This is a genomic window from Mesorhizobium wenxiniae (genome assembly GCF_002284535.1).
GTDB classification, from domain to species: Bacteria; Pseudomonadota; Alphaproteobacteria; order Rhizobiales; family Rhizobiaceae; genus Mesorhizobium; species Mesorhizobium wenxiniae.
Window position 1 is genome coordinate 86,223 of the sequence record NZ_NPKH01000018.1, and the last position, 22,152, is coordinate 108,374.

A 22,152-nucleotide genomic window follows, 5' to 3' on the forward strand; every position below is an offset into this window, starting at 1 on the left:
TTGAAAGATGTCAAGGCTCAGTCTAGCATCCCATTTGTCCGATATACAGACATGCTGTCTGAAATATCAGACAATAACGAGCCAGGCGCAGAAAATTCTGATGAAAAAACAGGCGGTTTCCGGATGCGGCAACCGGCGAGCTTTTTTGTCCGGACCCCGCCCGTCCAGGCCTAACCTCAGAAGGGAACAATCATGACGAAATTATCGTTTTTCGCATCCGCCAGCGCCCTTTGCATCGGTCTCCTCCTGAACCTCGGCGCCGGCTCGCAGGCCAATGCGGCCGCCAAATGCATCAAGGGCGACCGCAAGGCGCCGTACACGATCGGCTGGGCCAACATTTATTCAGTGCCGACCTGGATGAAGCAGACACAGGGCACTATCGAAGCCGAAGTCGAGGCGTTGAAGAAGCAAGGACTGGTCGACAAGCTTGTCGTGACCGACGCCCAGGGCGACGCCAACGTTCAGATCCAGCAGATCCAGTCGATGATCGATTCCGACGTCGACGCCATCATCCTGATTGCCGGCTCGTCGACCGCGCCGGCGCGTGTGCTGGCGGACGCTTGCGCCAAGGGCATCGCCATCATCAACTTCGATAGCCTCGTCGACACCGACCAGGTGACCGCCAAGGTCAACACCGATTCCGCCCAGTGGGGCGATCAGGCGGCCAAGTTCCTGATCGACGCGATCGGCGGCAAGGGCAAGATTCTGATCCTCAACGGCCCGGCCGGCGTTTCGGTTAGCGACGATCGGCGCAAAGGCGCTGACGCGGCGCTTAAGGCTCATCCTGACGTGACGGTCCTTGCCGAGACCAACACGCCCTACAACGTCGCGCCTGCACAGGAAGCCGTCACCAGCCTGCTGTTCGCCAATTCCGAGATCGACGGAATTCTGTCGCTCGGCGGCGCCTTGTCGGCGGGTGCGGTACTCGCCCTCGACAAGCAGGGCCGCGAACAGGTGCCGATCACCGGCGAGAATGCCCGTCAGTTCCTCGAACTCTGGAAGGAAAAGGACCTCAAGAGCTGGGCGACCATGCAGCCGAACTGGCTCGGCGCCTTCGCCGCCTACACCGCCGTCCAGGCGCTGGAGGGCAAGGATGTGCCGGCTTTCGTCAAGATCCCGCTGCCGGTGATCGACAATTCCAACATCGATCAGTACCTCGGCCGGGCGGCCGATTTTCCGGCCGACGGCTACATCTATTCGCCCTACGACGAGGAGCTGTTCAAGAAGCTGCTGGCCGAACAATAAGCCTGAAAGGTCGCAGAAATTGGTGGCCACAGCTCCGCTTCTTGCCGCGCGGGGGGTGTCGAAGTCCTTCTTCGGCAACCCCGTCCTGCGCGACGTGTCCATCGCTCTCCAGCCGGGCCGCGTGCATGCGCTGCTCGGCGAGAACGGCGCCGGAAAGTCGACGCTGATCAACCTCTTGTCCGGTGCCTTGCGCCCGGACGGGGGGGCGATCGAGGTCGGTGGGCGCCCGGTGTCGCGCATGACTCCCGCCTATGCGCAACAGGCGGGGATCGCGGTTGTCCAGCAGGAACTCAGCCTGACGGCCAGCCTCTCCATTGCCGAGAACATCGGCCTTGGCGCCTATCCGCGCCGGTTCGGTTTGCTCGACTATCCCGAACTCGCCGTGCGGGCCAGGGCAGCATGCGATCTTGTCGGGCTTCACGAACCGCTCTCGATACCGGTCGGACATTTGTCGCTTGGCCGCCGGCAGATGGTGGAGATAGCCAAGGCGCTTTACCGCCGGCCGCGCGTGCTCATTCTCGACGAACCCACTTCGTCGCTTTCGGCAACCGAAACGAAAGTCCTGACGAAGTTGCTGGAGAGGCTGCGCGGCGAGGGCATCGCTATTCTCTACATTTCGCACCGGCTGAACGAAGTCATGGCGCTGTGCCAGCATGTCACTGTCCTGAAGGATGGCACCTGCACGGCGGACCGCACGCTGGAAGGAACCGACGCCAGCGGACTGGTACGGCTGATGGTCGGCCGCGACCCCGGCGACCTCTTTCCGCATTGGCAGCCTTCGGCATCGGCTGCCAGCGCCATCTCGGTTCGCAATTTTTCGGCCGGCCTGATGCGCGATGTCGATCTCGACATCAGGACGGGCGAGGTGCTCGGCATCGGAGGCCTGGTTGGGCAAGGGCAAGAAGATTTGCTGCTCGGCCTCTACGGTGCCATTCCGGCGAGGACGGCATCCGCGACCGTCAACGGTGCTTCGGGTCTGCCCGCCGGTGTGCCGAAGGCCAACGCGCTTGGCCTCGCCTATGTCCCGGCCGACCGCAAGCGCGAAGGCCTGCACCTGATCCATTCCATCATCACCAACTTGATGCTGCCCGCTTTCGCAAGACTGCCGGCGCTGAAGCTGCGCAGCCGCCGTGCCGAGCGTGAGACGGCAAGAGGTCTCGCCGTCCAGCTTGCCATCAAGGGCGACCTCGGCCGGCCGGCACAGGCCCTGTCGGGCGGCAACCAGCAGAAGGTCGCGCTGGCGAAATGGATGCCGCACGACCCGCTTGTGCTTCTCCTCAATGACCCGACACGCGGCGTCGATGTCGAGACCAAGCGCGAAATCTATATGATGCTTCGCAACTTCGCCGCCGCCGGCAAGGCGGTCGTGCTGCTCAGTTCCGACACACCCGAACTGGTGCACCTTTGCGACCGCGTCGCGGTGGTCCGGGAGGGCCACGTCGTGGCCATGCTCGAGTGCGGCGCACTGAGCGAGGAAGCGATCGTTTCCGTCGCGATGGGCGCCGAACAGCGCAGGGTGGCGTCATGAGTACGGTGGGCTCCTCAAGGCAAACCGGCGCTCTCTACTGGCCGGTTCAGCTGCGCCGCAATGTCGGCGTGCGGGGCCTGTTCGCCGTGGTCATGGCGTTCGTCGTCGCCTATGGCGTCCTCTTTCCCGGCCTCTTGACCGGTTCCGGCTTCGCCAAATTCACCCAGAGCTGGTTTCCGCTGGCGCTGGTCGCCATGGCCCAGGCGATCCTCATGCTTACCGGCGGCATCAGCCTAGCCATCGGCGCAATGGTCAGCCTGGGCGCGGTGATCGCCGCGACGATAATGACTGGGCCGCTGGGCGTAGCCGGCGGTGCCGCTGCGGTGGCGCTGACCGGTCTCGGCATCGGTGCCGCGACCGGGTTGATCGTCGTAAAACTTCGGTTGCCGGCGATCGTGGTGACGCTCGCCGGCTCCTTCATCATCGGCGGTGCTGCGCTGCTCATCCTGCCGAGACCCGGCGGCGCCATTCCGGAGTGGCTGTCGGACCTGCTTGCCGGCAACACGCCCGCGGCCTTCGTGCTGCTGGTGCTCATCGTCCTTCTGTGGAAGCTCTATCTCGCCACGCCGCTTGGTTTGAGCCTCTATGCCGCCGGCGAGAATCCGGTCGGCGCCTACCGCTCCGGCGTGCCGGTCGACGGTGCCCGGATCGCCGCATACGCGATCAGCGGTCTGCTTTGCACAGGCGCCGGCCTGTTCGTCGCCGCGCAAACGGGTTCGGGCGATCCGGTCATCGGCACTGCGTTCACGCTGAATTCCATCGCCGCCGCCGTGCTCGGCGGCATCGGTTTCCTCGGCGGGCAAGGCACGATGCGCGGCGCTCTTGCCGGCAGCCTGCTGCTCAGCCTGATGATCAGTGTCATGTTCTTCCTCGGCTTCACGCCGGTCGCCCAGTATGTCGCCCAGGGCCTCATCATCATCGGGGCGGTCGCCATCCCGCAATTCCGCAAGGTGCAGCAATGACAGCATGGAAAGAGACCGTTGGCGGCAGACGCGCCCTGACAATCCTGCGCAGCCGGCCCTTCCTCACGGTCGCCATCGTAGCAGGGGTGTGGATCGCGGCGAGCTTCGCTTCGCGTGGCTTCGGCGCCTATGGCCATTTGCGCTATCTGGTCGAACTGGCCGCGGTCATCGGCCTGGTTGCGGCGGGCCAGACCTTTGTAGTTATCGCCGGCGGCATCGACCTTTCCGTCGCGGCGATCGTCACAGTGAGCGCCGTCAGCCTGCCGCTGCTGTCGTGGCAGGCGGATCCGACCGGGCTCACCGCCGTCCTTGCCGTCCTTGCGTTGACGACGACAATCGGTCTGGTGAACGGGCTAGGCGTGGCGCTGTTGCGCGTTCATCCGATGATCATGACCCTGGCAATGGCGACATTCCTGCAGGGTCTGCTGATCATCATCGCCGGCGGCAGCGCCGTGACCGCCGAAAACCCGCTGGTTCGATGGCTCGGCAATGCGCGGCCGGCCGGTATTCCCGCAGGTGTGCTCTTGTGGTTGGCCGTCTCCGTGATCGTTCTGACCGCAATGCATGCCACATCCTTTGGAGCACGGCTCTTCGCCATGGGCGCCAACCCACTCGCCGCGGCACTCTCCGGCGTTCCCGTCGCCTCGACCACCCTGGCGGTCTATGGCATCAGCGGCTTCACTTCAGGGCTTGCGGGCGTGCTGGTGCTCGGCATGAACGGACAGGGCTATGTCGGGATCGGCGATCCCTATCTCCTCGCCTCGATTGCCGCCGTGGTTCTCGGCGGCACCTCGATCCTCGGCGGGCTCGGCACCTATGCCGGCACCATCCCCGGCGCCATCCTGCTGGTCACAATCACGGCTCTGATCACCGTCGTCAACGCATCGCCCGGCTGGCGCAGCATTCTGTTCGGTTCGCTGATCCTTGGGCTGCTGCTTCTCTCAGGCAGGGAGCAGGCCCGCCGATGACATACCGTCCAGCCGGTAGATGCGCCTTGCATTGCCGAAGAACAGCGCCGTCTGCTCGTCTGCGGAAAGCTCGCAGGCAATGGCCTTGAAGCTGTCATATACCGCATCGAACGACGCGTGCAGACCGGCCACCGGGAAGTCACTGCCGAACATCGCGCGCCGCGTGCCGAAACAGTCTATGCAATGCATGACAACCGGCTTCAGGCTATCGAGCGTCCAGTCATGATCGTAGGCGACGAGATCCGATATCTTGATGGCGACGTTGTCACACTGGGACAAACGCCGAACTCCTTCGCGCCACGCCCGCATTCCGTCGGAATCGCGATCGATCGGGCTGCCGCAGTGGTTGAGGACAAAGAACTGGTCCGGATAGGCCGCTGCAAGGCGCGCCGAACCGGCGAGCTGGCGCGGAAACACCATCAGATCGAAAACCAGCCGATGGCCGGCAAGCAGGGACAGGCCGGCCCGCCAGCCCGGATCGTCCATGATGCCGTCACGGGCAGCGAAACGGCGGGCAGGGTCAGGATCCCAGCTCAGTATGTCGCGCACGCCGACGACACGGTCGAATGCCGCCTGCGCCTCGACCAGTGCCGGCGCATGGCGGTTCGCCAGCGGGACGTGAACGACGTAGCGGGCGGCCACGCCACGCGACTTGTCGAGCGTTTCAAGCCACCGCGTTTCGCCGACGCAGTCATCCCCGGCCCAACCGGCTTCGACATGGATGGTGGCGACGACATTGTGCCGGCTGGCGTCGCGCAAATAATCCTCTGGAAGATAGTTTCGCCGCAAGGGGCCAACCTCGCCCAGGCCGCCGCGTTCGCCAGCCGTTGTAGCGAGCCAGGGGTGCCGGCCGAGGCCGAGATCCCAAAGATGATGGTGGGCATCGATGATCGGTCCGGAGTAAAGCTTTGGCACGCATCTCTCTCATGCTGTGGCCGGCATCGGAAATCGATCCGGACTTCATCCTGCGAAGGCGAAAGGACTAGCATCGGATGACCGAAAACTCACCCGTACTGTCGCTCGCGACCCGTGAAAAGTTCCTGCTCGATGATTGCATCCGCGGCGTGCCGCCCGGCACCTTCGGGCTGGACAGCAGCCTTGTCGCATCTGAGCGCTGGCATCCGGCTGATGGGCGCATGTCGCGGCCGGTGCTGACCCTCGACGAGGAGGCCTTCATCGCCAATCGTGACCTGTTTCTGCGCTATGCAGGTGAACATGGTGCCATGATCGCGCCGCATGCCAAGACCCCGATGGCGCCGGACCTTGCTCGATCGTTGGTGGAGGCCGGAGCATGGGGCACGACCGTCGCGGATATCAGACAAGCCGCGGTGATGCTCAGGGCCGGCCTCACACGGCTGATCATCGCCAACGAGGTTGGTGGATCAGGCGGTGCGAACCGGCTCGCCGCGCTGGTTGGCGCCTGGCCAAGCGTCGAGCTCTTCGTCTTCGCCGACTCTGCCGTCGCCGTGAATGCGCTCGCCGACGCCTGGCGGGCCAATGCGATGCTGCCGCCGTTGCGCGTGCTCGTCGAACTCGGTGCGGGGAGGGCAGGCGCGCGGACTACTGGCGAAGCTGAGGCGATCGCCGATGCAGTTGATGCAGACGGCGGACGGCTGCTGATTGCCGGTGTCGCAACCTACGAAGGTGCCGCGGCGCAACCCGACTCCGGCCGCACCGAGGAGGTGATCTCCGACTTGTTGGCGATGACCGCCGACATGTTGCTGCGGCTTCGCGCCCGCGTCGGCGGCGCTGCGCCGCTGGTCGTCACGGCCGGCGGCTCGGTGTTCTTCGACAAAGTGGTCGCCGCGCTTTCGCCCGCCGTTTCCAGGGACGGCAATGCGACGCTGGTGTTGCGCAGCGGCGCCATCTTCTTCCACGACCATGGCATCTATGATCGCTCGCTTAGCGCACTCGATGCTCGCAAGGGCTTTGCAGTCGGCGGCGTTGGTGTTTCCGCACGAAACTCTTTTCGTCCGGCGTTGCGCCTATGGGCCGAAGTGCTGTCGCGGCCGGAGCCCGGCCTCGCGATATGCGGCATGGGCATGCGCGACGTGTCGTTCGATCAGGGGTTTCCGATGGTGCTCGCGGTCTTCCGGACCGGCAAGCCGCTGCCGGTACCGGACGCCGAGGTCTTCAAGCTCAACGACCAGCACGCCTTCCTGTCGATTGCACCCAGCGACGACATTGCCGTTGGCGACATCATTGAATTCGGCATCTCCCATCCCTGCACCTGCCTCGATCGCTATCGCGTGATCTTCGGCGTCGACGCGGCCGGCCATGTCCGCCACGCCTTTCCCACCTATTTCGGCTGACCGGATCTTGCGGCGGCCCCAAGAGAACCTCGAAAGGATCCAATATGATCAAGTATTTCCAGTCCGGCTCCCGCATGTCGCAGGCGGTCGTCTATGGTGGCCTCGTCCACATCGCAGGCCAAGTGGCCGACAATCGCAAGGCCGGCATCGAAGGCCAGACCAGCGATGTGCTCTCAAAGATCGAGGCGCTTTTGGTCGAGGCCGGCAGCAGCAAGTCGAAGCTTGTGGCGGTCAACATCTTCCTGCCGCAGATCGGCGACTTCGACGCCATGAACGGCATCTACGATGCCTGGGTGGATCCTCAACGCCTGCCGGCGCGGGCCTGCGTCGAGGCGCGTCTCGCCGATCCCGACCTCCGCATCGAGGTCACCGCGATCGCCGCCATCTGAGTTGCCCCCATGCATACCGGCCTCACCCATACGCTCGACCTCGACCGGAACGGCAAGACATCAGGTTATTTCGGCATTCCGTTCTCGATAGACCGTTCGCCCTATTTCCAGGTCAAGGTCCCGATCTGCCTCATACGCAACGGTGAAGGCCCATCGCTGCTTCTGATGGCCGGCAATCACGGCGACGAATATGAGGGCGAGCTGTCGCTGGCAAAGCTGATCCGCCGGCTCGATCCCAAGCAGATCAAGGGCCGCGTTACCATTCTGCCGATGGCGAACGCACCGGCGGTCATGGCCGCCAAACGCTGTTCGCCGCTTGACGGCGGCAATCTCAACCGCGCCTTTCCCGGCGACCCGTTGGGCACCCCGACAAGCCGGCTTGCCAATTTCCTGGAGACGGAACTGTTTCCCCGCCACGACGTCATCTTCGATATTCATTCGGGCGGCACCTCGATGGAGCATCTTCCCACGGCGCTTGTCGAGCGCAATACCGATCCCGACCGGCAGGGGCGCGGGGTTGAGCTGATGCGGGCGCTCGGCATGCCGTATGGGTTCGTGGCCGACAATGGCCGGGCCTCGCCGACCTCCATGGGCGCAGCCCGCCGGGCCGGTGCCATTGGCGTCAGCGGCGAGTTCGGCGGCGGCGGCACCGCCACAGTCGACACGATGGCGATTGCCGCTCGCGCGATCGACAGTCTGATGATTACCCTCGGCGTGGTCGAAGCGCCGGTCCTTGCGCCTGAGTCAAAGCCTTCGGCGCCGACGCGACTGCTCTCGCTTTCCCGGCACAGTCAGGGCCTGTACGCCACCCGCCGCGGCTGGTTCGAACCCGCCGTCAGGCTCGGCGACGGCGTGGCCGCCGGACAATTGGCCGGCTGGTATCACGACCTCGAACGGCTCGATCTTGCCGAGGAAGCCCTGCATTTCGCCGAAAGCGGTATCGTACTTTCGCGCCGGCTGCACACGATGTGCGAGGCGGGAGACTGCCTCTTGCAAGTCGCCGAACCGGTGGAAGGCTGACGGGAGCCCAATCGGCGTCTTCACGGCGCCATTGCAGAAAACTGAGGATATTTCATGCAGCTTTCGATGTGGACCTATCCCTGGGATGTCCAGGATTTGGGCTTGGAGATGGTCGAACGCGATCTGTTCGAGCGTGCCGGGCTCAACATGATCAGCTTGGCGACCTCCTATCATGCCGGCCGGTTCCTGCAGCCGCGCAGCCCGCGCCGCAAAGCCTATTTCCCGGAGGACGGCACGATCTACTTCAAACCAACCACCGCGCGATGGGCCGATCTCGTGATCCAGCCCAAGGTGGCGGACGTGATCACGGAAGGTGGCGACGTTCTGGCCGAACTTGTCCAACGGCGCGAGGCAGGCGGCCTCCAGGTGTCGTGCTGGACGGTCTGCCTGCACAATACCCGCCTCGGCATGCTTTATCCGCAGGCCGTCACCCGCAACGCCTTTGGCGACCCCAATTATTACAATCTCTGCCCATCGCATCCGGATGCTCGCGCCTACGTCCGCGCGCTGGTCGCGGATATCACGCATACTTACAAGCCGGACAGAATCGAACTTGAAAGCCCGTCCTTCATGGGCTTTGCCCATGAATACCATCACGAGAAGGACGGTGTCGGGCTGACGCCGGAAGACGATTTCCTTCTGTCGCTGTGCTTCTGTCCGTCCTGCCTCTCGCGTGCGGCCGGTGCCGGCATCGAAGGCGAGGCGGCGCGTGAGCTCGTCAAGCAGTGGATTGCCGAGGCGTGCGAGCGCGCGGTTCCTGAACGGTGCTTTCCAGAATTTCCCGCAAGTGGCCTCGACACCTTTCTGCCCTGGCCGCAACTCCATGCCTATCTGTTGTGGCGGTTCGAGCCGGTGACCAGTCTTGTCGTCGAGCTGCGCGAGGTAGCCGACCCGGAGACACGTGTCCTCATCATCGACCTCAAAGACGGCTGGCTCGGCGGCTGCGATCTGGCAGCGCTCGGCAAGGTCTGTGAGGGGGCGATCCTGTGTGCCTACGACATGCAGGCCGGCGATGTCGCAGGCCTGATGGCGGCCGGCCGTACCGCGCTCGGAGCCGAGAAATTCCTCGGCGCCGGCTATCGGCTCTTCTATCCGGAAATGGCGGGGCCTGAAATCCTCGCCGCCAAGGTGAAACCGGCGCTGGCGCCGGACGTAGACGGTATCAATTTTTACAATTACGGCCTTGTTCCCGCCGCAAGACTCGATTGGGTGCGTGCAGCACGAGCTGTTTGAACAATCGATCCGTGTGCCGCAGTCTAGCTGTCAATCCAGGTCCGGTCCTCGAACCGTGAACCTGGGAGCGGGACTGCCGGACGCCATCCGCCATGTCGCCGACAAACGGTATGCCGGCCAGACGCAGAAAGCTGGACGGGTCCGGCGCCCGTGCAAAGCTTTCGAGGAAAGCGGTTTCAACAAGATCAAGGTCGACCGTCGCTGGATCAACCGGCGGCTTGTGAGCCTGGTCGGGCGGCAGATGCGGCGTCTGCCATTGCAGCGGCTTGCCCGCCGGCCCGTTGTGGCCGAGGGCGTGCGGATGGTCATGATGGCCGTTCGGCCCGTGATGATGATGGCCATCGCCATGATCGCCACTGTGGTGGTGATCGTCATGCATGGTCAAAAACTCACCGGTTTGTCGATGATGGATTTGTGCTTGCCGAGATTACCGTGGGCGACCATCGAGCCGAGCGCTTCGACGACGACACGCACACCGAACAGCGCCGTGATGTCTGAGGTGTCGTAGGGCGGCGAAACCTCGACCACTTCCAGCCCGCAGATGCCGGGCGCAGTCACCAGCCCAAGCAGCTTGAGCGCCTCGCGCGGCAGGAAGCCGCCCGGCTCAGGCCAGCCCGTGCCGGGCACGAAACCGCAATCGAGACTGTCGACGTCGAAAGCTGCCGGAAACTAGTGGTGAAAAGCCGACATTTGGTTACCGAGATGCAACAGGCCCGGATGGAAATTTTGCGGTCTGAGCTGACATCGGAGTGTGAAGGCAGCGCCATTCTTGACTTTTACGATTGGCGCAGCCGGGTCGAAAATTAGCTTGATCTTATGGTCGACAACATGTATACAATCTGTCTATGTCCAACCCTTATCAATCACAACGCCCTGCCATAGGTCAACGCGCCGATGCTGCGCAGGACGTCGTCTACCGCTGGCTGAAGCAGCATGTGCTGAACTTGCCTAGCCGCGAGGGCACGTTCCTTACCGAGGCTGAGGTCTGCCGCGAGACGGGAACGTCGCGGACGCCGGTGCGCGAGGCGCTGTTGAGGCTCGAAGCAGACGGCCTCCTGCAGATCGTGCCGAAAAAGGGCGCCTATGTTCCGCCGATCACCGAGACGGAGATCGAAGCGGTGATGCAGGCGCGCGGCTTGGTGGAAGAGTGGTGCGCGCGGCAGGCGTCCGGCCTCGGCGACATGCTTGCGACGGAACTCGACAGGCTGATCGCCCGGCAGGTGGAGGTGCAGCACGACACCGTTGCGTTCATCGAATGTGACCGGGACTTTCATCGTACGATCGTGCGCGCCGCCGGCAATCCGGTGCTCGCCGATTTCTATGAGAGCCTACGGGACCGCCAGTTGCGGATGGGCGTGCGCGCTATCACAATCTCCGGCGGACGCGGCGACAGCGTGCTTGCCGAGCACGCAGCGATCGTCGAGGGCATACGCCACGGACAGCCCGAACAGGCGGCCGCAGCCGTCGCCCAGCATCTGGCGCGGACGCTCGTCGCGTTGCGGCTGCCGATCGCGGCAGGCTGGGGTTCGGTTGCAACCGAGCGCAGTCCGGCGGTGGCGGCGCAGTAAGGGAAGGCCGCGGCGTTCGCATGGCAGTTGGTCAACGGAATTGGTGAATTGATTATCGTGATTTAACAGATCGGTGCCGAAAGGGCCGGGCATGATCATCCACAGGGAAACGGCTTTCGACGTGCGCGCGTTCCGCCAGGCGCTGGGACAGTTTCCGACCGGCGTCTGCGTCGTCACCTGTGTGGCCGATGGCGAGCAGCTCGGCATGACGATCAGCTCGTTCAACTCGCTGTCTCTCGATCCACCTCTCGTACTGTTCAGCATCGACCGTCGTTCAGCCGGCCTACCGCTCTGGCAGAATGCCGCAAGTTACACGGTCAACGTCCTCTCGGAAAACCAGAAGGACATTTCCAACCGCTTCGCCAAGCCGCTTTCCAACAAGTGGGAGGGGATGCGGTTCGAGCAAGGCCGCTCTGGCGCCCCGGTGCTGCCCGGCGCGGCGGCGCTGTTCGACTGCGAGCCGTGGGCTAGGCACGAAGCCGGCGACCACGTGCTGTTCATCGCCAGGGTTAAGCATTTTCGGTCCTTCGCCGACCGGCAACCGCTGGTTTTCGGCAAGGGACGCTACGCATCACTGCAGCCAACGGAGTTTGCGGCGCCGCTTTGGCCGCTCGACATCCACTACTGAGCGCGGAGGGTAAGATGATCAAGACTGGAGCGCAGCATATCGAGATGCTGAGAGACGGCAGGCAGGTCTATATCAACGGGCAGACGGCCGGCGACGTCACCGCGCATCCAGCCTTCCGTCAGACGATCCGGTCGGTCGGCATGCTCTACGACTTCCAGGCGCGGCCGGATAACCGGGCGCTGATGACCTTTGAAGTTCCCGAAAGCGGCGGGCAGCGGGCCAATCGCATCTGGCAGTTGCCGCGCAGCCATGCCGAGCTCGTCGAACGCCGCACGGCGCTGGAAGCCTGGACGGAGCTTCATTATGGCTTTCTTGGCCGCGCCCCAGACCATGTCGCCTCCTGCATTTCCGGCATGTTCATGGGGATCGACGTCTTCGAGGCCTATGACAAGACGCGAGCCGGGGCATTCGCCGATTATTACCGCTACGCCCGAGACAACGAACTCTATCTCACCTATGTCATCATCAATCCACAGGCCGACCGCTCGAAGTCCGCGGGTGAGCAGCAAGACCGCTTCCTCACCGCCGGCGTCGTCGACCAGGACGCAGCAGGCCTGACAATCCGCGGCGCCAAGATGCTGGCGACCGGCGGCATCATGGCAAACGAGGTGTTCGTCACCTGCATCCAGCCGCTGCGTGAGGGCGACGAGCCCTATGCTGTGTCCTTCGCCGTGCCGATGAATGCCGGCGGGCTAAAGATCCTGTCGCGCAAATCCTACGAGGAGAGCGCCGCCAGTGTCTTCGATAATCCACTGGCCAGCCGCTTCGACGAGAACGATGCCGTGCTCTACTTCGAGAACGTGAAAGTTCCCTGGGAGCGCGTCTTCATCAACGGGGACATCGCCATGTGCCAACGGCAGTTCCATGCCACGCCGGCGCATGTCTTCCAGAACTACCAGGCGCAGATCCGCCTGATGGTGAAGATGCGCTTCCTTGTCGGCATCGCCCGGCGCATCGCCGAGACCAACGGCGTCATTAACTTTCCGCAGGTGCGCGAGATGCTGGGAGTGCTTGCAGCGCAGAACACCATGGTCGACGCGTTGGTACACGCCATGGAGGTGAAGGGCCGCATGCTTGGCGCGTATTTCGTGCCCGACGCGCATACGCTCTATTCGGCTCAGGTGCTGACGCAGCAACTCTATGCCGGGGTAATCCTCGCCTTGCGTGACCTGGCGGGCGGCGGGCTGATCATGCTGCCGTCTTCAGTCCAGGATTTCGCCGATCCGGAGCTGTGCAGTCTGATTGAAAAGACACAGCAATCGCCGGTCAGTTCGTCGAAGGGCCGGGTAAAATTCTTCAAGCTGGCCTGGGATGCGATCGGCTCAGAGTTCGCCTCGCGCCACACGCAATACGAGATGTTCTATGCCGGCGCCACCTTCGTTACCAAGGGGCACAGCTTCCGCACCTTCGACTGGGACCGCTGCACGCAGCTCGTCGACCACATGCTTGACAGCTATTCGCTGGACGACGAGGTCGACCGTGCCGCTCCGGTTGCCGCTTGAAATTTGCCATGCCGATCCGAAAGGAACACAAGGAATTTCACACGATCGACATGACCGGGGAGGGCTGGCATTCGCCGCCTGGTTACCCGCCCGACATCGAGCAGAAGATCCTTGCCGGCCGGCTTGACGACGCGGGCAAGACCGGGCGCTGCACGCGGCTGTTGAGGTTTGCGCCGGGCGCCTATACGACGGTGCCGTTCGTGCATGAATACTGGGAAGAGATCTATCTCGTATCGGGAGATCTCATCGTCGGCGGATCATCAGCCAACGAGCCGGCGCTGAGTTTTGCCCCGAACACCTACGCTTGCCGGCCGCCTGGCGTCTATCACGGTCCGTTCCGGTCGCTTACCGGGTGCCTGCTGCTCGAGCTTCACTACTACGAGACTTAACTTTGCTCGAACGATGTCCGCGCCCAAGCATGCGCCGCCGAGCCGTACAATGTCTGGTAATGGCGGGTGTCTGACGTTCCTAATGTCTGTTGCGGGTCACCGACCGTAAAGGGGTGGCTGCGGGTCAGCCCCGCCTGGATCAACATGAGGTTCTGGGGGCGGAGGGAAAAGATAAGCCCGAGGCCGAACACGAAGCCGGATTCCGCTGCCGGCGACAACAGGACGTCGGCTGTCATGTGACGCCACCTGGCTTTTTCGGTCCCGCACCCTTCTGCATCTGCCGCCTCCCACGAGACGTAGGATGGGAGGCAGGCACATATGGATCGCTTACGGCAAAGCCGGCTTCATCTTCTCCGCGTCGAAACCGAGGATCTGGTCGATGTCCGCGCGGTCATGCCGCTCGTCGGCGGCACCGGCGTCGCCTATCACCCGTTGCCGGCCCGCCTGACATCGCACCGCCGCCGCGTCGTTTTCATCTATCACGATAGCCGCTCGGGTTCGCGGCGGCGCGCACCCTTACAGACCGTTCCGCCGCTTCGCAGTTCGCCGTTCCGGGGCACTGAAACCAGAACCCGTCACTCCAATCGAACAGGTACAACCATGAAAGCATTTTCAAGACTTGGCATCTTTTCAGCTCTCGCCGCCCTGACGCCGTCGCTGGCGTTTGCCCATAGCGGCGGCGCTCACGTCCACGGCTTTTTCGCCGGGCTTGAACATCCGCTCCTCGGCATGGACCATCTGCTGGCCATGGTCGCGGTCGGCATGATTGGCGCCCGGTCCGGTGGGCGCAGTGTTGTCCTTGTGCCGCTGGTCTTTGTCTCGGCCATGGTCGCCGGAGCCTTGCTCAGCATGGCCGGCATCGGCCTGCCTTCGCTTGAAACGGGCATCGCGCTGTCGCTGGTGGTCTTCGGCGCCATGGTCGGCCTTGCCAAGCCGCTGCCGCTGGCCGCCGCCGCGGCGCTGACCACCCTGTTCGGCCTCTTTCACGGCAACGCCCACGGCCTCGAGATTCCCGAGAGCGCCGGCGGCATCGCCTACGCCGCCGGTTTCGTGCTCGGCACATCGATGCTGCCTGCGATCGGGGTGTTGTCCGTCTTCAAGCTCGCCCGTTGGCTGATGAAGGTCCGCACCGCAGGGCTCGCCACCTCGCTGGTTGGAATGGCCATGGCGGCCCAGACCTTCTGAGTGAGGCGATCAACGCAGGCAGTCGGCAAACAGAACTGGAATGCAGATGAGCCAGAAACTGTCGATGAGGCTGCGGCGCATCCGCGATTTGCTGTACCAGATCCTGAAAATCCGGGCCGAGCGGCTTTGAGGGGCGCGGTTTTCGCGTCCCTCCGGTCGAAATGAGCGTCAGAACTCGAGCGCCTGCCTGAGCGCCGGACCGCTCCTGACGCGCAGATCGAGGTCGGCCTCAATATGGTCAATGTGATGCAGCATCAGCGCGCTGGCGCGTTCGGAATTGCCATTTTCCAGCGCCTCGAGGATGTTCATGTGTTCGCTATGACCGCAGCTCGACACGCCCGAGCGGCCGTAGAGCGCGATCACCAGCGATGACCGCGCCACCAGTTCTTCCATGAAGCGCTGGAGGATCGCGTTTCCTGCAACCGAAGCCAGCAGCAGGTGAAAATCGCCCGAAGCTTTGATTTCCGAGCGTCTTGCATTTGGTCCGCGTTCGGCAATGAAGCGGCCCTCTTCATCGAGCTGCGCCTTGAAGGCAACGACATGCGCCGGCGTCATCCGCCCGGCGGCGGCGATAGCTATGCCGGGCTCGATCAGCCGGCGCGAAGCGAAGACCTGACGCGCTTCCTCCGGCGACGGGTTGGCGACGAAGGCGCCACGATTGCGCTCGGTCCGAACCAAGCCTTCGAAGGAGAGCATCTGCAGTGCTGCGCGCGCCACGGTGCGGCTGACATCGAACAGAGTGCCGACCTCGCCTTCCGACAGCTTGGTTCCGGGCGCCAGCCGGCGATCGACGATCGCGTCGCGCAACTGGTCGCGGATCGCCTGGGCGCGATCCTCGTTGGCACTGTCGACAGCAGGGAAAGTCTGGTCGGCTATATTCATGATGATAGTCCCTGTACCTTTCTACCCTGAATCGGGTCGGTTGCAGAGGGCTAAAGTGAATACGATGTCAGGAAAGATTGCATACGATTTTTGCGAGAATCGCCAGCTATCGCCTATATTTTGTGCATAGCACAAGAGTGCCGTTTCGACGGGCGGTCGCATGCAGTCCCGATTTACCCAAAGAATCAAACGTTTGAGGCCGATGCAGGCAACTGGCATGCATGATGCTTTGCTTAGTTGAGCAGAGAGGAAGCCGGATGTCCAAAGCCGCCGAAATCGACATCTGTCCGTTTCGAAGATCTATGGCGCCACGACTGCCGTCGAAGACATCAGCCTGAAAATCCCCGCGGGAACTTATTGTTGCCTGCTCGGCCCGTCCGGCTGCGGCAAGACGTCGACGCTACGCATGATTGCCGGGCACGAGAGCATATCGAGCGGCGACGTGCGTCTCGGCAACACAGTAGTCACCGACCTGCCGCCGGCCAGGCGCGGTACCGCCATGATGTTCCAGTCCTACGCGCTGTTTCCGCATCTCGACCTGGTCGACAATGTTGCGTTCAGCCTCAAGATGAAAGGTGTCGGCAAAGAGGAGCGCCGCGCCAAGGCGCTCGTCATGCTGAAGCTGATGCAGATGGAAGCCTATGCCGGCCGCCGCCCGGCGCAGCTTTCGGGCGGCCAGCAGCAGCGCGTCGCCCTGGCCCGCGCGCTGATCACCGACCCCGAGGCACTGCTGCTCGACGAACCGCTCTCGGCACTCGATCCGTTCCTGAAGATCCGCATGCGGGCCGAACTGAAGAAGCTGCAGACGTCGCTCGGCATCACCTTCGTCCATGTTACCCACAGCCAGGAGGAGGCCATGGCGCTCGCCGACCTCATCGTGGTTATGAATGACGGCCGCATCGAGCAGGCGGCGCATCCGCGCGTCGTCTTCGAGCGACCGGCCACTGCGTTCGTCGCCCGTTTCATGGGCGATCATAACGTCGTCTCCGGCCGCGTCAGCGGCAGCCGCGACGGCATGGTTGTCTTCGATGTGCCGGGGGGCGCCTCGCTAGCGGCCAGCGGGCAGGGCAGGGCGATCGGCGAGCCGATCGATATCGCCATTCGAACCGACCACGTGCGGATCGGCGACCCGCCGGCCATGGGGCTGGGTTTCGCCGGCATCGTCTCCAATATCGAATACCGCGGCTCGACCGTGAAGCTCTCGGTCAATGGTCCCGGCATCGAGGATTTTACCGTGATCGTCGACGACACCAGCTTCTTCGCCAAGCCGGTTGCCGTCGGCGACGCCGTGCCGATCGCCTGGGACACCGAGGACGCGATCGTCCTTGGCCGTCTCGATTCCTGAACCAGAACAACCAATCAAAACAGGGGAACTGACATGACCAACACCACCGACAAGAAGACAGGAATTTCCCGCCGCTCGCTGCTCAAGACAGGTGCCGCCGCCGTTGGTTTGGCCGCCGGCTCGGGTGCCATCACCGGGTTCCCGACGATCTGGGCGCAGAACCCGATCACGCTGCGCCAGTTCGGCACCGGCGTGTCCAACCTCAACGCAATCGCCGACAAGTGCAAGGCGGACCTCGGCGTCACGCTGGAGATGACGGCGACCGATTCCGATGCCGCCGCTCAGCGCGCGGTGACCCAGCCGGACAGCTACGACATCGCCGATATCGAGTACTGGATCGCCAAGAAGGTCTATCCGTCCGGCGTGATGCAGCCGATGGATGTCAAGAAGCTGAAATATTACGACAAGATCGTACCGCTCTTCATCACCGGCAAGCTGACGCCCGACAGCGTCATCGCCCAGGGCACCGCGCCGCATACGGTCGGCTTCGTCGAGGCACAGGACGCCAAGACCTTCGCCAAGCAGCCGACCCAGTGGATGACGATGGTTCCGACCATCTACAATGCCGATACGCTCGGCATCCGCCCCGACCTTGTCGGCCGCGACATCACCACCTGGGCCGACATCATGGATCCGGCCTTCAAGGGCAAGGCCGCCATTCTCAACATCTCGTCGATCGGCATCATGGATGCGGCGATGATCATGGAAGCCATGGGCAACATCAAATATGCCGACAAGGGCAACATGACCAAGGAGGAGATCGACAAGACGATCGACTTCCTGATCAAGGCCAAGCAGGACGGCCAATTCCGGGCGTTCTGGAAATCGTTCGACGAGAGCGTCAACCTGATGGCTTCAGGCGAAGTGGTCATCCAGTCGATGTGGTCACCGGCCGTCGCGGCGGTCCGCTCCAAGGGCATCGCCTGCAAATACCAGCCGCTCAAGGAAGGCTACCGCTCATGGGGCGGCGGCCTTGGCCTTGCAGCGCATCTCAAGGGCGCCGAGCTCGACGCCGCCTACGAATATATCAACTGGTACCTGTCCGGCTGGGTCGGCGCCTATCTCAACCGCCAGGGCTACTACTCGGCCGCCATGGACTCGGCCAAGCAGTTCATGTCCGAGGACGAATGGGGCTACTGGGTCGACGGCAAGCCGGCCAAGGGCGACATCATGGCGCCGGACGGCAAGGTCATGGAGAAGGCGGGCGCCGTGCGCGACGGCGGCTCCTTCGTCGAGCGCATGGGCAAGGTCGCCTGCTGGAACTCGGTCATGGACGAGGACCGCTACATGGTGAGGCGCTGGAACGAATTCATCGCGGCTTGATGCAAGGCAGGCAATAACTGAGATGTTGCATTCCTTCGCGCCCCCCTCTGTCCTGCCGGACATCTCCCCCTCAAGGGGGGAGATCACGCCGTCATCCCAGCGTTCGCCAATTGCCAACGCTGTTAGGGGAGACCTATCGGTGGAGCTGTCGATCTCCCCCCTTGAGGGGGAGATGTCCGGCAGGACAGAGGGGGGCGCGAAAGATCACAGCTTGCCAGATTATCGGCCCTCCGCGACACCCAAGGGCTGTTCCAGATGACTGTGGCTCTCGACCAGCCTCTGGCCGCCGCCAAATCCGCCAGACGCCGCCGCGTCTCGATCGGCGCCGTCGCCCCCTATCTCCAGGCGACACCGCTGGCGCTGATCCTCGGCGTGTTCCTTTTGCTGCCGATCCTGATGATCGCCGTGGTCTCCTTCTGGGACTACGACTTCGCGGCGATGTACCCGGATTTCCTGACCACCAACTATTCCGACACGCTCGGCTCCTGGGTCACCTGGAAAACCTATCTGAATACGCTGAAATACGCCGCCATTGTCTGGGCGCTGACGCTGTTCGTCGGCTTCTGGGTCGCCTATTTCCTCGCCTTCCATATCAGGACCACCGCCATGCAGATGGTGCTGTTCCTTGTCTGCACCGTGCCGTTCCTGACCTCCAACATCATTCGCATGATCTCGTGGATTCCGGTGCTTGGCCGCAACGGCCTCGTCAACTCAACCCTGGTTCAGATGGGGCTGATCCCGAAGCCGATCGAATGGCTGCTCTATTCAGAATTCGCCGTGGTGCTGGCCATGGTGCATCTCTACGCGCTGTTCATGGTGACGCCGATCTTCAACACACTGATGCGCATCGACAAGTCGCTGATCGAGGCCGCGCGTGACGCCGGCGCTTCCGGCTGGCAGGTCCTGTGGAACGTCATCATTCCGCTCGCCAAGCCCGGCATGGCGATCGGCACCATCTTTGTCGTGACGCTGGTGATGGCCGACTTTTCGACAGTGCAGGTGATGTCCGGCGGGCAGAGCGCATCCGTCGCACTGATGATGAAGAACCAGATGTCGCTGCTGCAATATCCGGCAGCGGCCGCCAACGCGGTCGTGCTCCTGGTGCTGGTGCTGTTGATGGTCGCCGGCATCCTGCGCATCGTCGATATTCGCAAGGAGCTGTGAGGCGATGAGCCGGGAGAAACGCACCTTTGAATTCTACGTGCTGGCGGCCTTCTTCGCCCTTTTCGTGCTGTTTCTCTACGGTCCGCTTTCAGCGATCCTGATCCTGTCCTTCCAGGGCGAGAATGGCGGGTTGACGTTTCCGCTTAACGGCGTTTCGCTGCACTGGTTCGCCAACCTGTTCGAGCGCCAGGCGGTCGGCGATTTCGGCGGCAGTTTCAAACGCTCCTTCATCCTTGGCCTGATGGTGATGATCGTGACCGTCGGCGTGTCGCTGCTTGCCGGTCTTGCCTTCCGCCAAAAATTTCGCGGCGCCACCGCATTGTTCTATCTGGCGGTCGCCAGTCTCGTCGTGCCGTCGATCATCATCTCGCTCGGCATCGGCGTCGTCTTCCAGCAGATCGGCTTCCGCCCCGCTTGGTATACATCCGCCTTCGGTTCGCATCTGACATGGACCTTGCCCTTCGGCGTGCTGATCATGTTCGCCGTCTTCAACCGGTTCTCACCGGCCTATGAGGAAGCCGCGCGTGATCTCGGAGCGTCGTCCTGGCAGACCTTCGCGCATGTCGTCCTGCCGATGATCGCGCCTAGCCTGATCGGCGTCGGCCTGTTCGGTTTCACCCTGTCCTATGACGAGTTCGCCCGCACGCTGATGACCTCGGGCACGTTCAACACGCTGCCGCTCGAAATCTACGGCATGACGACGAATGTCACGACGCCGGTGCTCTATGCGCTGGGCACCGTGACGAGCGTGTTTTCCTTCCTGGTGATCCTGCTGACGCTCGGCGCAATCATCTATGTCGGCCGTCGCCGGGCGCGTATTTGAGAACCGCAGTGCAAATCCTCGTTGTCAATCCGAACACCACCGCCAGCATGACCGAAACCATTGCAGCGGCGGCGCGGTTGGTCGCCGGCGCCGAGACGGAAATCGTCGCCGTGACCTCGTCGATGGGGCCAGTTTCGATCGAAGGCTACTACGACGAGGCGCTCGCGGTGCCGGGCCTGCTGGTCGAGATCGCCGCGGGCGAACGGTCGGGCGCGCAGGCCGCGATCATCGCCTGTTTCGACGACACCGGCCTCGATGCCGCGCGCGCCATGGCCAACATGCCGGTCATCGGCATTTGCGAGGCAGCGCTCAGCACGGCCTCGTTCATCGCCCAGCGCTTCACCGTCGTCACCACGACCGAGCGCTCGCGGGTGCCGGTCGAAGGGCTGGTGCAGCGCTACGGCATGGCCGGGCGGGCGCGCGTGCGCGCCGCCGACGTTCCGGTTCTTGCCCTCGAAGACCCGGCATCGGACGCGATCCTGAAACTGCGCGGCGAGATCGCGCGCGCGCTCGAGGAGGATCGCGCCGAGGCCATCGTGCTCGGCTGTGCCGGCATGGCCGACCTGGCCGCCGAGCTGCAGCGGGAGTTCGGCGTTCCGGTCATCGACGGCGTCGGCGCGGCGGTCAAGCAAGCCGAGGCACTCGCCGCGCTTGGCCTGTCGACGTCCAAGCGCGGCGCCTATGCAAAGCCGCTCGCAAAGCCCTATCGTGGCGCATTGAAATCCTTCGCCCCCGGTTCTGTTGCCGCCGAGTGATCGCAATGCGCCGAACGATCAGAACGCTCGCACTTGAAGAAGTGGAAATCCTTGTCGACTGGGCGGCAGCGGAGGGCTGGAATCCCGGCCTGGGCGATGCCGTGGCGTTCCAGGCAGCGGATCCCGAGGGCTTCATCGGCGCTTTCGTCGATGGCGAGATGGTCGCCGGCATTTCGGCTGTAGCCTATGGCGGCGGTTTCGGCTTCATCGGCCTCTACATCTGTCGGCCGGACAGGCGCGGCGAGGGCCATGGCAAGGCGGTCTGGGACGCCGGCATGGCGCGGCTCGGCAACCGCACGATCGGCCTCGATGGCGTCGTCGAACAGCAGGCCAACTATCGCAGCATGGGTTTTGCGCCGGTCCACCGGACGATCCGGTTCGTTGGAGCGCCGAATGTCCCGGCAGCCACCGACAGCGGCATTTGCGTCATAGGCCCGGAACTCATCGCGGATGTCCTGGACTATGACAGCCGATTCTTTCCGGCTTCGAGGCGATCCTTCCTGGACCACTGGCTGCGCCCGCCGCACATGGCACTTGCGATCCTCGAGGAGGGCGCCATTGCGGGGTACGGCGTCGCGCGCCAATGCCGGGACGGCAATAAGATCGGCCCGCTTTTTTCCAACAGCCTTGACGTGGCAAGCCGTCTCTTCGCCGCGCTCGCCAATGCCTCCGGACCCGGAAATGTCCATCTCGACGTTCCCGAGACCAGTGGAAGTTTTGCAGCTTTGCTGTCGTTCGCCGGCCTTCAACCGGGCTTCGAAACGGCTCGAATGTACAAGGGAAAAGCGCCGCTGCTCGCGCAGTCCGGCGTCTTTGCGATAACGACCTTGGAGCTTGGTTGAGACGTCGACTAGAATCTTTCACGTTTTGACGGAAGCGTATCCGGCGTTAGCAAAGTAGTTGTTGCATTCTGTAGCCTCGATGGTTTCGA

23 protein-coding genes and 2 pseudogenes are annotated in these 22,152 nt (G+C 63.3%); 19 read left to right on the forward strand and 6 right to left on the reverse strand.

Going from position 1 to position 22,152, the window contains the following annotated elements; all coding sequences use genetic code 11:
• Nucleotides 1-192: 192 nt before the first annotated feature.
• From CIT31_RS10145 to CIT31_RS10160, 4 genes are read left to right on the forward strand one after another with little or no spacing between them, the layout of a single operon-like run.
• Nucleotides 193-1,245 carry a substrate-binding domain-containing protein gene (locus CIT31_RS10145; RefSeq protein ID WP_095518501.1) on the forward strand — a complete coding sequence of 351 codons (1,053 nt, stop codon included), beginning with the start codon at nt 193-195 and terminating at the stop codon, nt 1,243-1,245.
• Between the two features lie 19 nt (nt 1,246-1,264).
• Nucleotides 1,265-2,773 carry a sugar ABC transporter ATP-binding protein gene (locus CIT31_RS10150; RefSeq protein WP_095518502.1) on the forward strand — a complete coding sequence of 503 codons (1,509 nt, stop codon included), beginning with the start codon at nt 1,265-1,267 and terminating at the stop codon, nt 2,771-2,773.
• Nucleotides 2,770-3,735 carry an ABC transporter permease gene (locus CIT31_RS10155; RefSeq protein WP_095518503.1) on the forward strand — a complete coding sequence of 322 codons (966 nt, stop codon included), beginning with the start codon at nt 2,770-2,772 and terminating at the stop codon, nt 3,733-3,735. Before CIT31_RS10150 ends, CIT31_RS10155 begins: the two co-directional genes overlap by 4 nt.
• Entirely contained in the window at nt 3,732-4,703 is a 972-nt protein-coding gene (locus CIT31_RS10160; RefSeq protein WP_095518504.1) for an ABC transporter permease, read from the forward strand. The genes CIT31_RS10155 and CIT31_RS10160 overlap by 4 nt, the downstream gene beginning before the upstream one ends.
• On the opposite strand, the gene CIT31_RS10165 is transcribed toward CIT31_RS10160, so the two are convergent.
• Nucleotides 4,677-5,618 (reverse strand): amidohydrolase family protein, encoded by a 942-nt coding sequence (locus CIT31_RS10165; protein WP_095518505.1) that lies wholly within the window; start codon nt 5,616-5,618, stop codon nt 4,677-4,679. The two genes, CIT31_RS10160 and CIT31_RS10165, sit on opposite strands and share 27 nt — an antisense overlap.
• Nucleotides 5,619-5,695: 77 nt before the next feature.
• On the opposite strand from CIT31_RS10165, the gene CIT31_RS10170 reads away from it, so the two are divergent.
• The 4 genes from CIT31_RS10170 to CIT31_RS10185 are packed head-to-tail and all read left to right on the forward strand — an operon-like array spanning nt 5,696 to nt 9,657.
• Nucleotides 5,696-7,015, forward strand: coding sequence for an alanine racemase (locus CIT31_RS10170; protein WP_095518506.1), 1,320 nt, complete (start codon nt 5,696-5,698; stop codon nt 7,013-7,015).
• Between the two features lie 44 nt (nt 7,016-7,059).
• The gene (locus tag CIT31_RS10175; RefSeq protein WP_095518507.1) at nt 7,060-7,404 is read left to right on the forward strand and encodes a RidA family protein; all 345 of its coding nucleotides are present in this window, start codon (nt 7,060-7,062) and stop codon (nt 7,402-7,404) included.
• A 9-nt stretch (nt 7,405-7,413) separates the two neighbouring features.
• A complete protein-coding gene (locus CIT31_RS10180; protein ID WP_095518508.1) occupies nt 7,414-8,424 on the forward strand; it encodes a succinylglutamate desuccinylase/aspartoacylase family protein in 1,011 nt (336 codons plus the stop codon).
• Between the two features lie 54 nt (nt 8,425-8,478).
• Nucleotides 8,479-9,657 (forward strand): hypothetical protein, encoded by a 1,179-nt coding sequence (locus CIT31_RS10185; RefSeq protein WP_095518509.1) that lies wholly within the window; start codon nt 8,479-8,481, stop codon nt 9,655-9,657.
• Here the strand turns inward: CIT31_RS10185 and CIT31_RS10190 are convergent.
• On the reverse strand, nt 9,587-10,036 hold the full coding sequence (locus tag CIT31_RS10190; protein ID WP_245316167.1) for a hypothetical protein: 450 nt from the start codon (nt 10,034-10,036) through the stop codon (nt 9,587-9,589). The two genes, CIT31_RS10185 and CIT31_RS10190, sit on opposite strands and share 71 nt — an antisense overlap.
• 2 nt (nt 10,037-10,038) lie before the next feature.
• A pseudogene (locus tag CIT31_RS10195) lies at nt 10,039-10,317 on the reverse strand (arginase family protein); the annotation flags it as partial.
• Between the two features lie 185 nt (nt 10,318-10,502).
• Between CIT31_RS10195 and CIT31_RS10200 the strand changes: the two are divergent.
• The 4 genes from CIT31_RS10200 to CIT31_RS10215 all read left to right on the forward strand — a co-directional run bounded on the left by CIT31_RS10200 (nt 10,503) and on the right by CIT31_RS10215 (nt 13,744).
• Complete coding sequence (locus CIT31_RS10200; RefSeq protein ID WP_095518510.1) at nt 10,503-11,225, forward strand: GntR family transcriptional regulator; 723 nt, start codon at nt 10,503-10,505, stop codon at nt 11,223-11,225.
• Between the two features lie 91 nt (nt 11,226-11,316).
• Nucleotides 11,317-11,853 carry a flavin reductase family protein gene (locus CIT31_RS10205; protein WP_029355151.1) on the forward strand — a complete coding sequence of 179 codons (537 nt, stop codon included), beginning with the start codon at nt 11,317-11,319 and terminating at the stop codon, nt 11,851-11,853.
• A gap of 14 nt (nt 11,854-11,867) precedes the next feature.
• Complete coding sequence (locus CIT31_RS10210; RefSeq protein ID WP_095518511.1) at nt 11,868-13,355, forward strand: 4-hydroxyphenylacetate 3-hydroxylase family protein; 1,488 nt, start codon at nt 11,868-11,870, stop codon at nt 13,353-13,355.
• Nucleotides 13,356-13,363: 8 nt separating this feature from the next.
• Nucleotides 13,364-13,744, forward strand: coding sequence for a cupin domain-containing protein (locus tag CIT31_RS10215; protein WP_095518512.1), 381 nt, complete (start codon nt 13,364-13,366; stop codon nt 13,742-13,744).
• On the opposite strand, the gene CIT31_RS35025 is transcribed toward CIT31_RS10215, so the two are convergent.
• Nucleotides 13,741-13,980: a hypothetical protein gene (locus CIT31_RS35025; protein ID WP_245316166.1), complete on the reverse strand. Its 240-nt coding sequence runs from the start codon at nt 13,978-13,980 to the stop codon at nt 13,741-13,743. The two genes, CIT31_RS10215 and CIT31_RS35025, sit on opposite strands and share 4 nt — an antisense overlap.
• A gap of 91 nt (nt 13,981-14,071) precedes the next feature.
• Entirely contained in the window at nt 14,072-14,227 is a 156-nt protein-coding gene (locus tag CIT31_RS34145) for a hypothetical protein (protein WP_165778399.1), read from the reverse strand.
• Between the two features lie 117 nt (nt 14,228-14,344).
• Between CIT31_RS34145 and CIT31_RS10225 the strand changes: the two genes are divergently transcribed.
• Nucleotides 14,345-14,929 (forward strand): HupE/UreJ family protein, encoded by a 585-nt coding sequence (locus tag CIT31_RS10225; RefSeq protein WP_095518527.1) that lies wholly within the window; start codon nt 14,345-14,347, stop codon nt 14,927-14,929.
• A 168-nt stretch (nt 14,930-15,097) separates the two neighbouring features.
• Here the strand turns inward: CIT31_RS10225 and CIT31_RS10230 are convergent, their stop codons facing one another.
• Nucleotides 15,098-15,811 (reverse strand): GntR family transcriptional regulator, encoded by a 714-nt coding sequence (locus CIT31_RS10230; RefSeq protein ID WP_095518513.1) that lies wholly within the window; start codon nt 15,809-15,811, stop codon nt 15,098-15,100.
• A 257-nt stretch (nt 15,812-16,068) separates the two neighbouring features.
• On the opposite strand from CIT31_RS10230, the pseudogene CIT31_RS10235 reads away from it, so the two are divergent.
• The 6 genes and pseudogenes from CIT31_RS10235 to CIT31_RS10265 all read left to right on the forward strand — a co-directional run bounded on the left by CIT31_RS10235 (nt 16,069) and on the right by CIT31_RS10265 (nt 22,063).
• Nucleotides 16,069-17,156: pseudogene (locus CIT31_RS10235) on the forward strand (ABC transporter ATP-binding protein).
• A 33-nt stretch (nt 17,157-17,189) separates the two neighbouring features.
• A complete protein-coding gene (locus tag CIT31_RS10240) occupies nt 17,190-18,479 on the forward strand; it encodes an ABC transporter substrate-binding protein (RefSeq protein ID WP_095518514.1) in 1,290 nt (429 codons plus the stop codon).
• A 255-nt stretch (nt 18,480-18,734) separates the two neighbouring features.
• A complete protein-coding gene (locus CIT31_RS10250) occupies nt 18,735-19,643 on the forward strand; it encodes an ABC transporter permease (protein ID WP_095518516.1) in 909 nt (302 codons plus the stop codon).
• Between the two features lie 4 nt (nt 19,644-19,647).
• Complete coding sequence (locus tag CIT31_RS10255; RefSeq protein ID WP_095518517.1) at nt 19,648-20,466, forward strand: ABC transporter permease; 819 nt, start codon at nt 19,648-19,650, stop codon at nt 20,464-20,466.
• An 8-nt stretch (nt 20,467-20,474) separates the two neighbouring features.
• Nucleotides 20,475-21,221 carry an aspartate/glutamate racemase family protein gene (locus tag CIT31_RS10260; RefSeq protein WP_095518518.1) on the forward strand — a complete coding sequence of 249 codons (747 nt, stop codon included), beginning with the start codon at nt 20,475-20,477 and terminating at the stop codon, nt 21,219-21,221.
• 5 nt (nt 21,222-21,226) lie between these two features.
• Nucleotides 21,227-22,063: a GNAT family N-acetyltransferase gene (locus CIT31_RS10265; RefSeq protein WP_095518528.1), complete on the forward strand. Its 837-nt coding sequence runs from the start codon at nt 21,227-21,229 to the stop codon at nt 22,061-22,063.
• Nucleotides 22,064-22,152 lie beyond the last annotated feature (89 nt).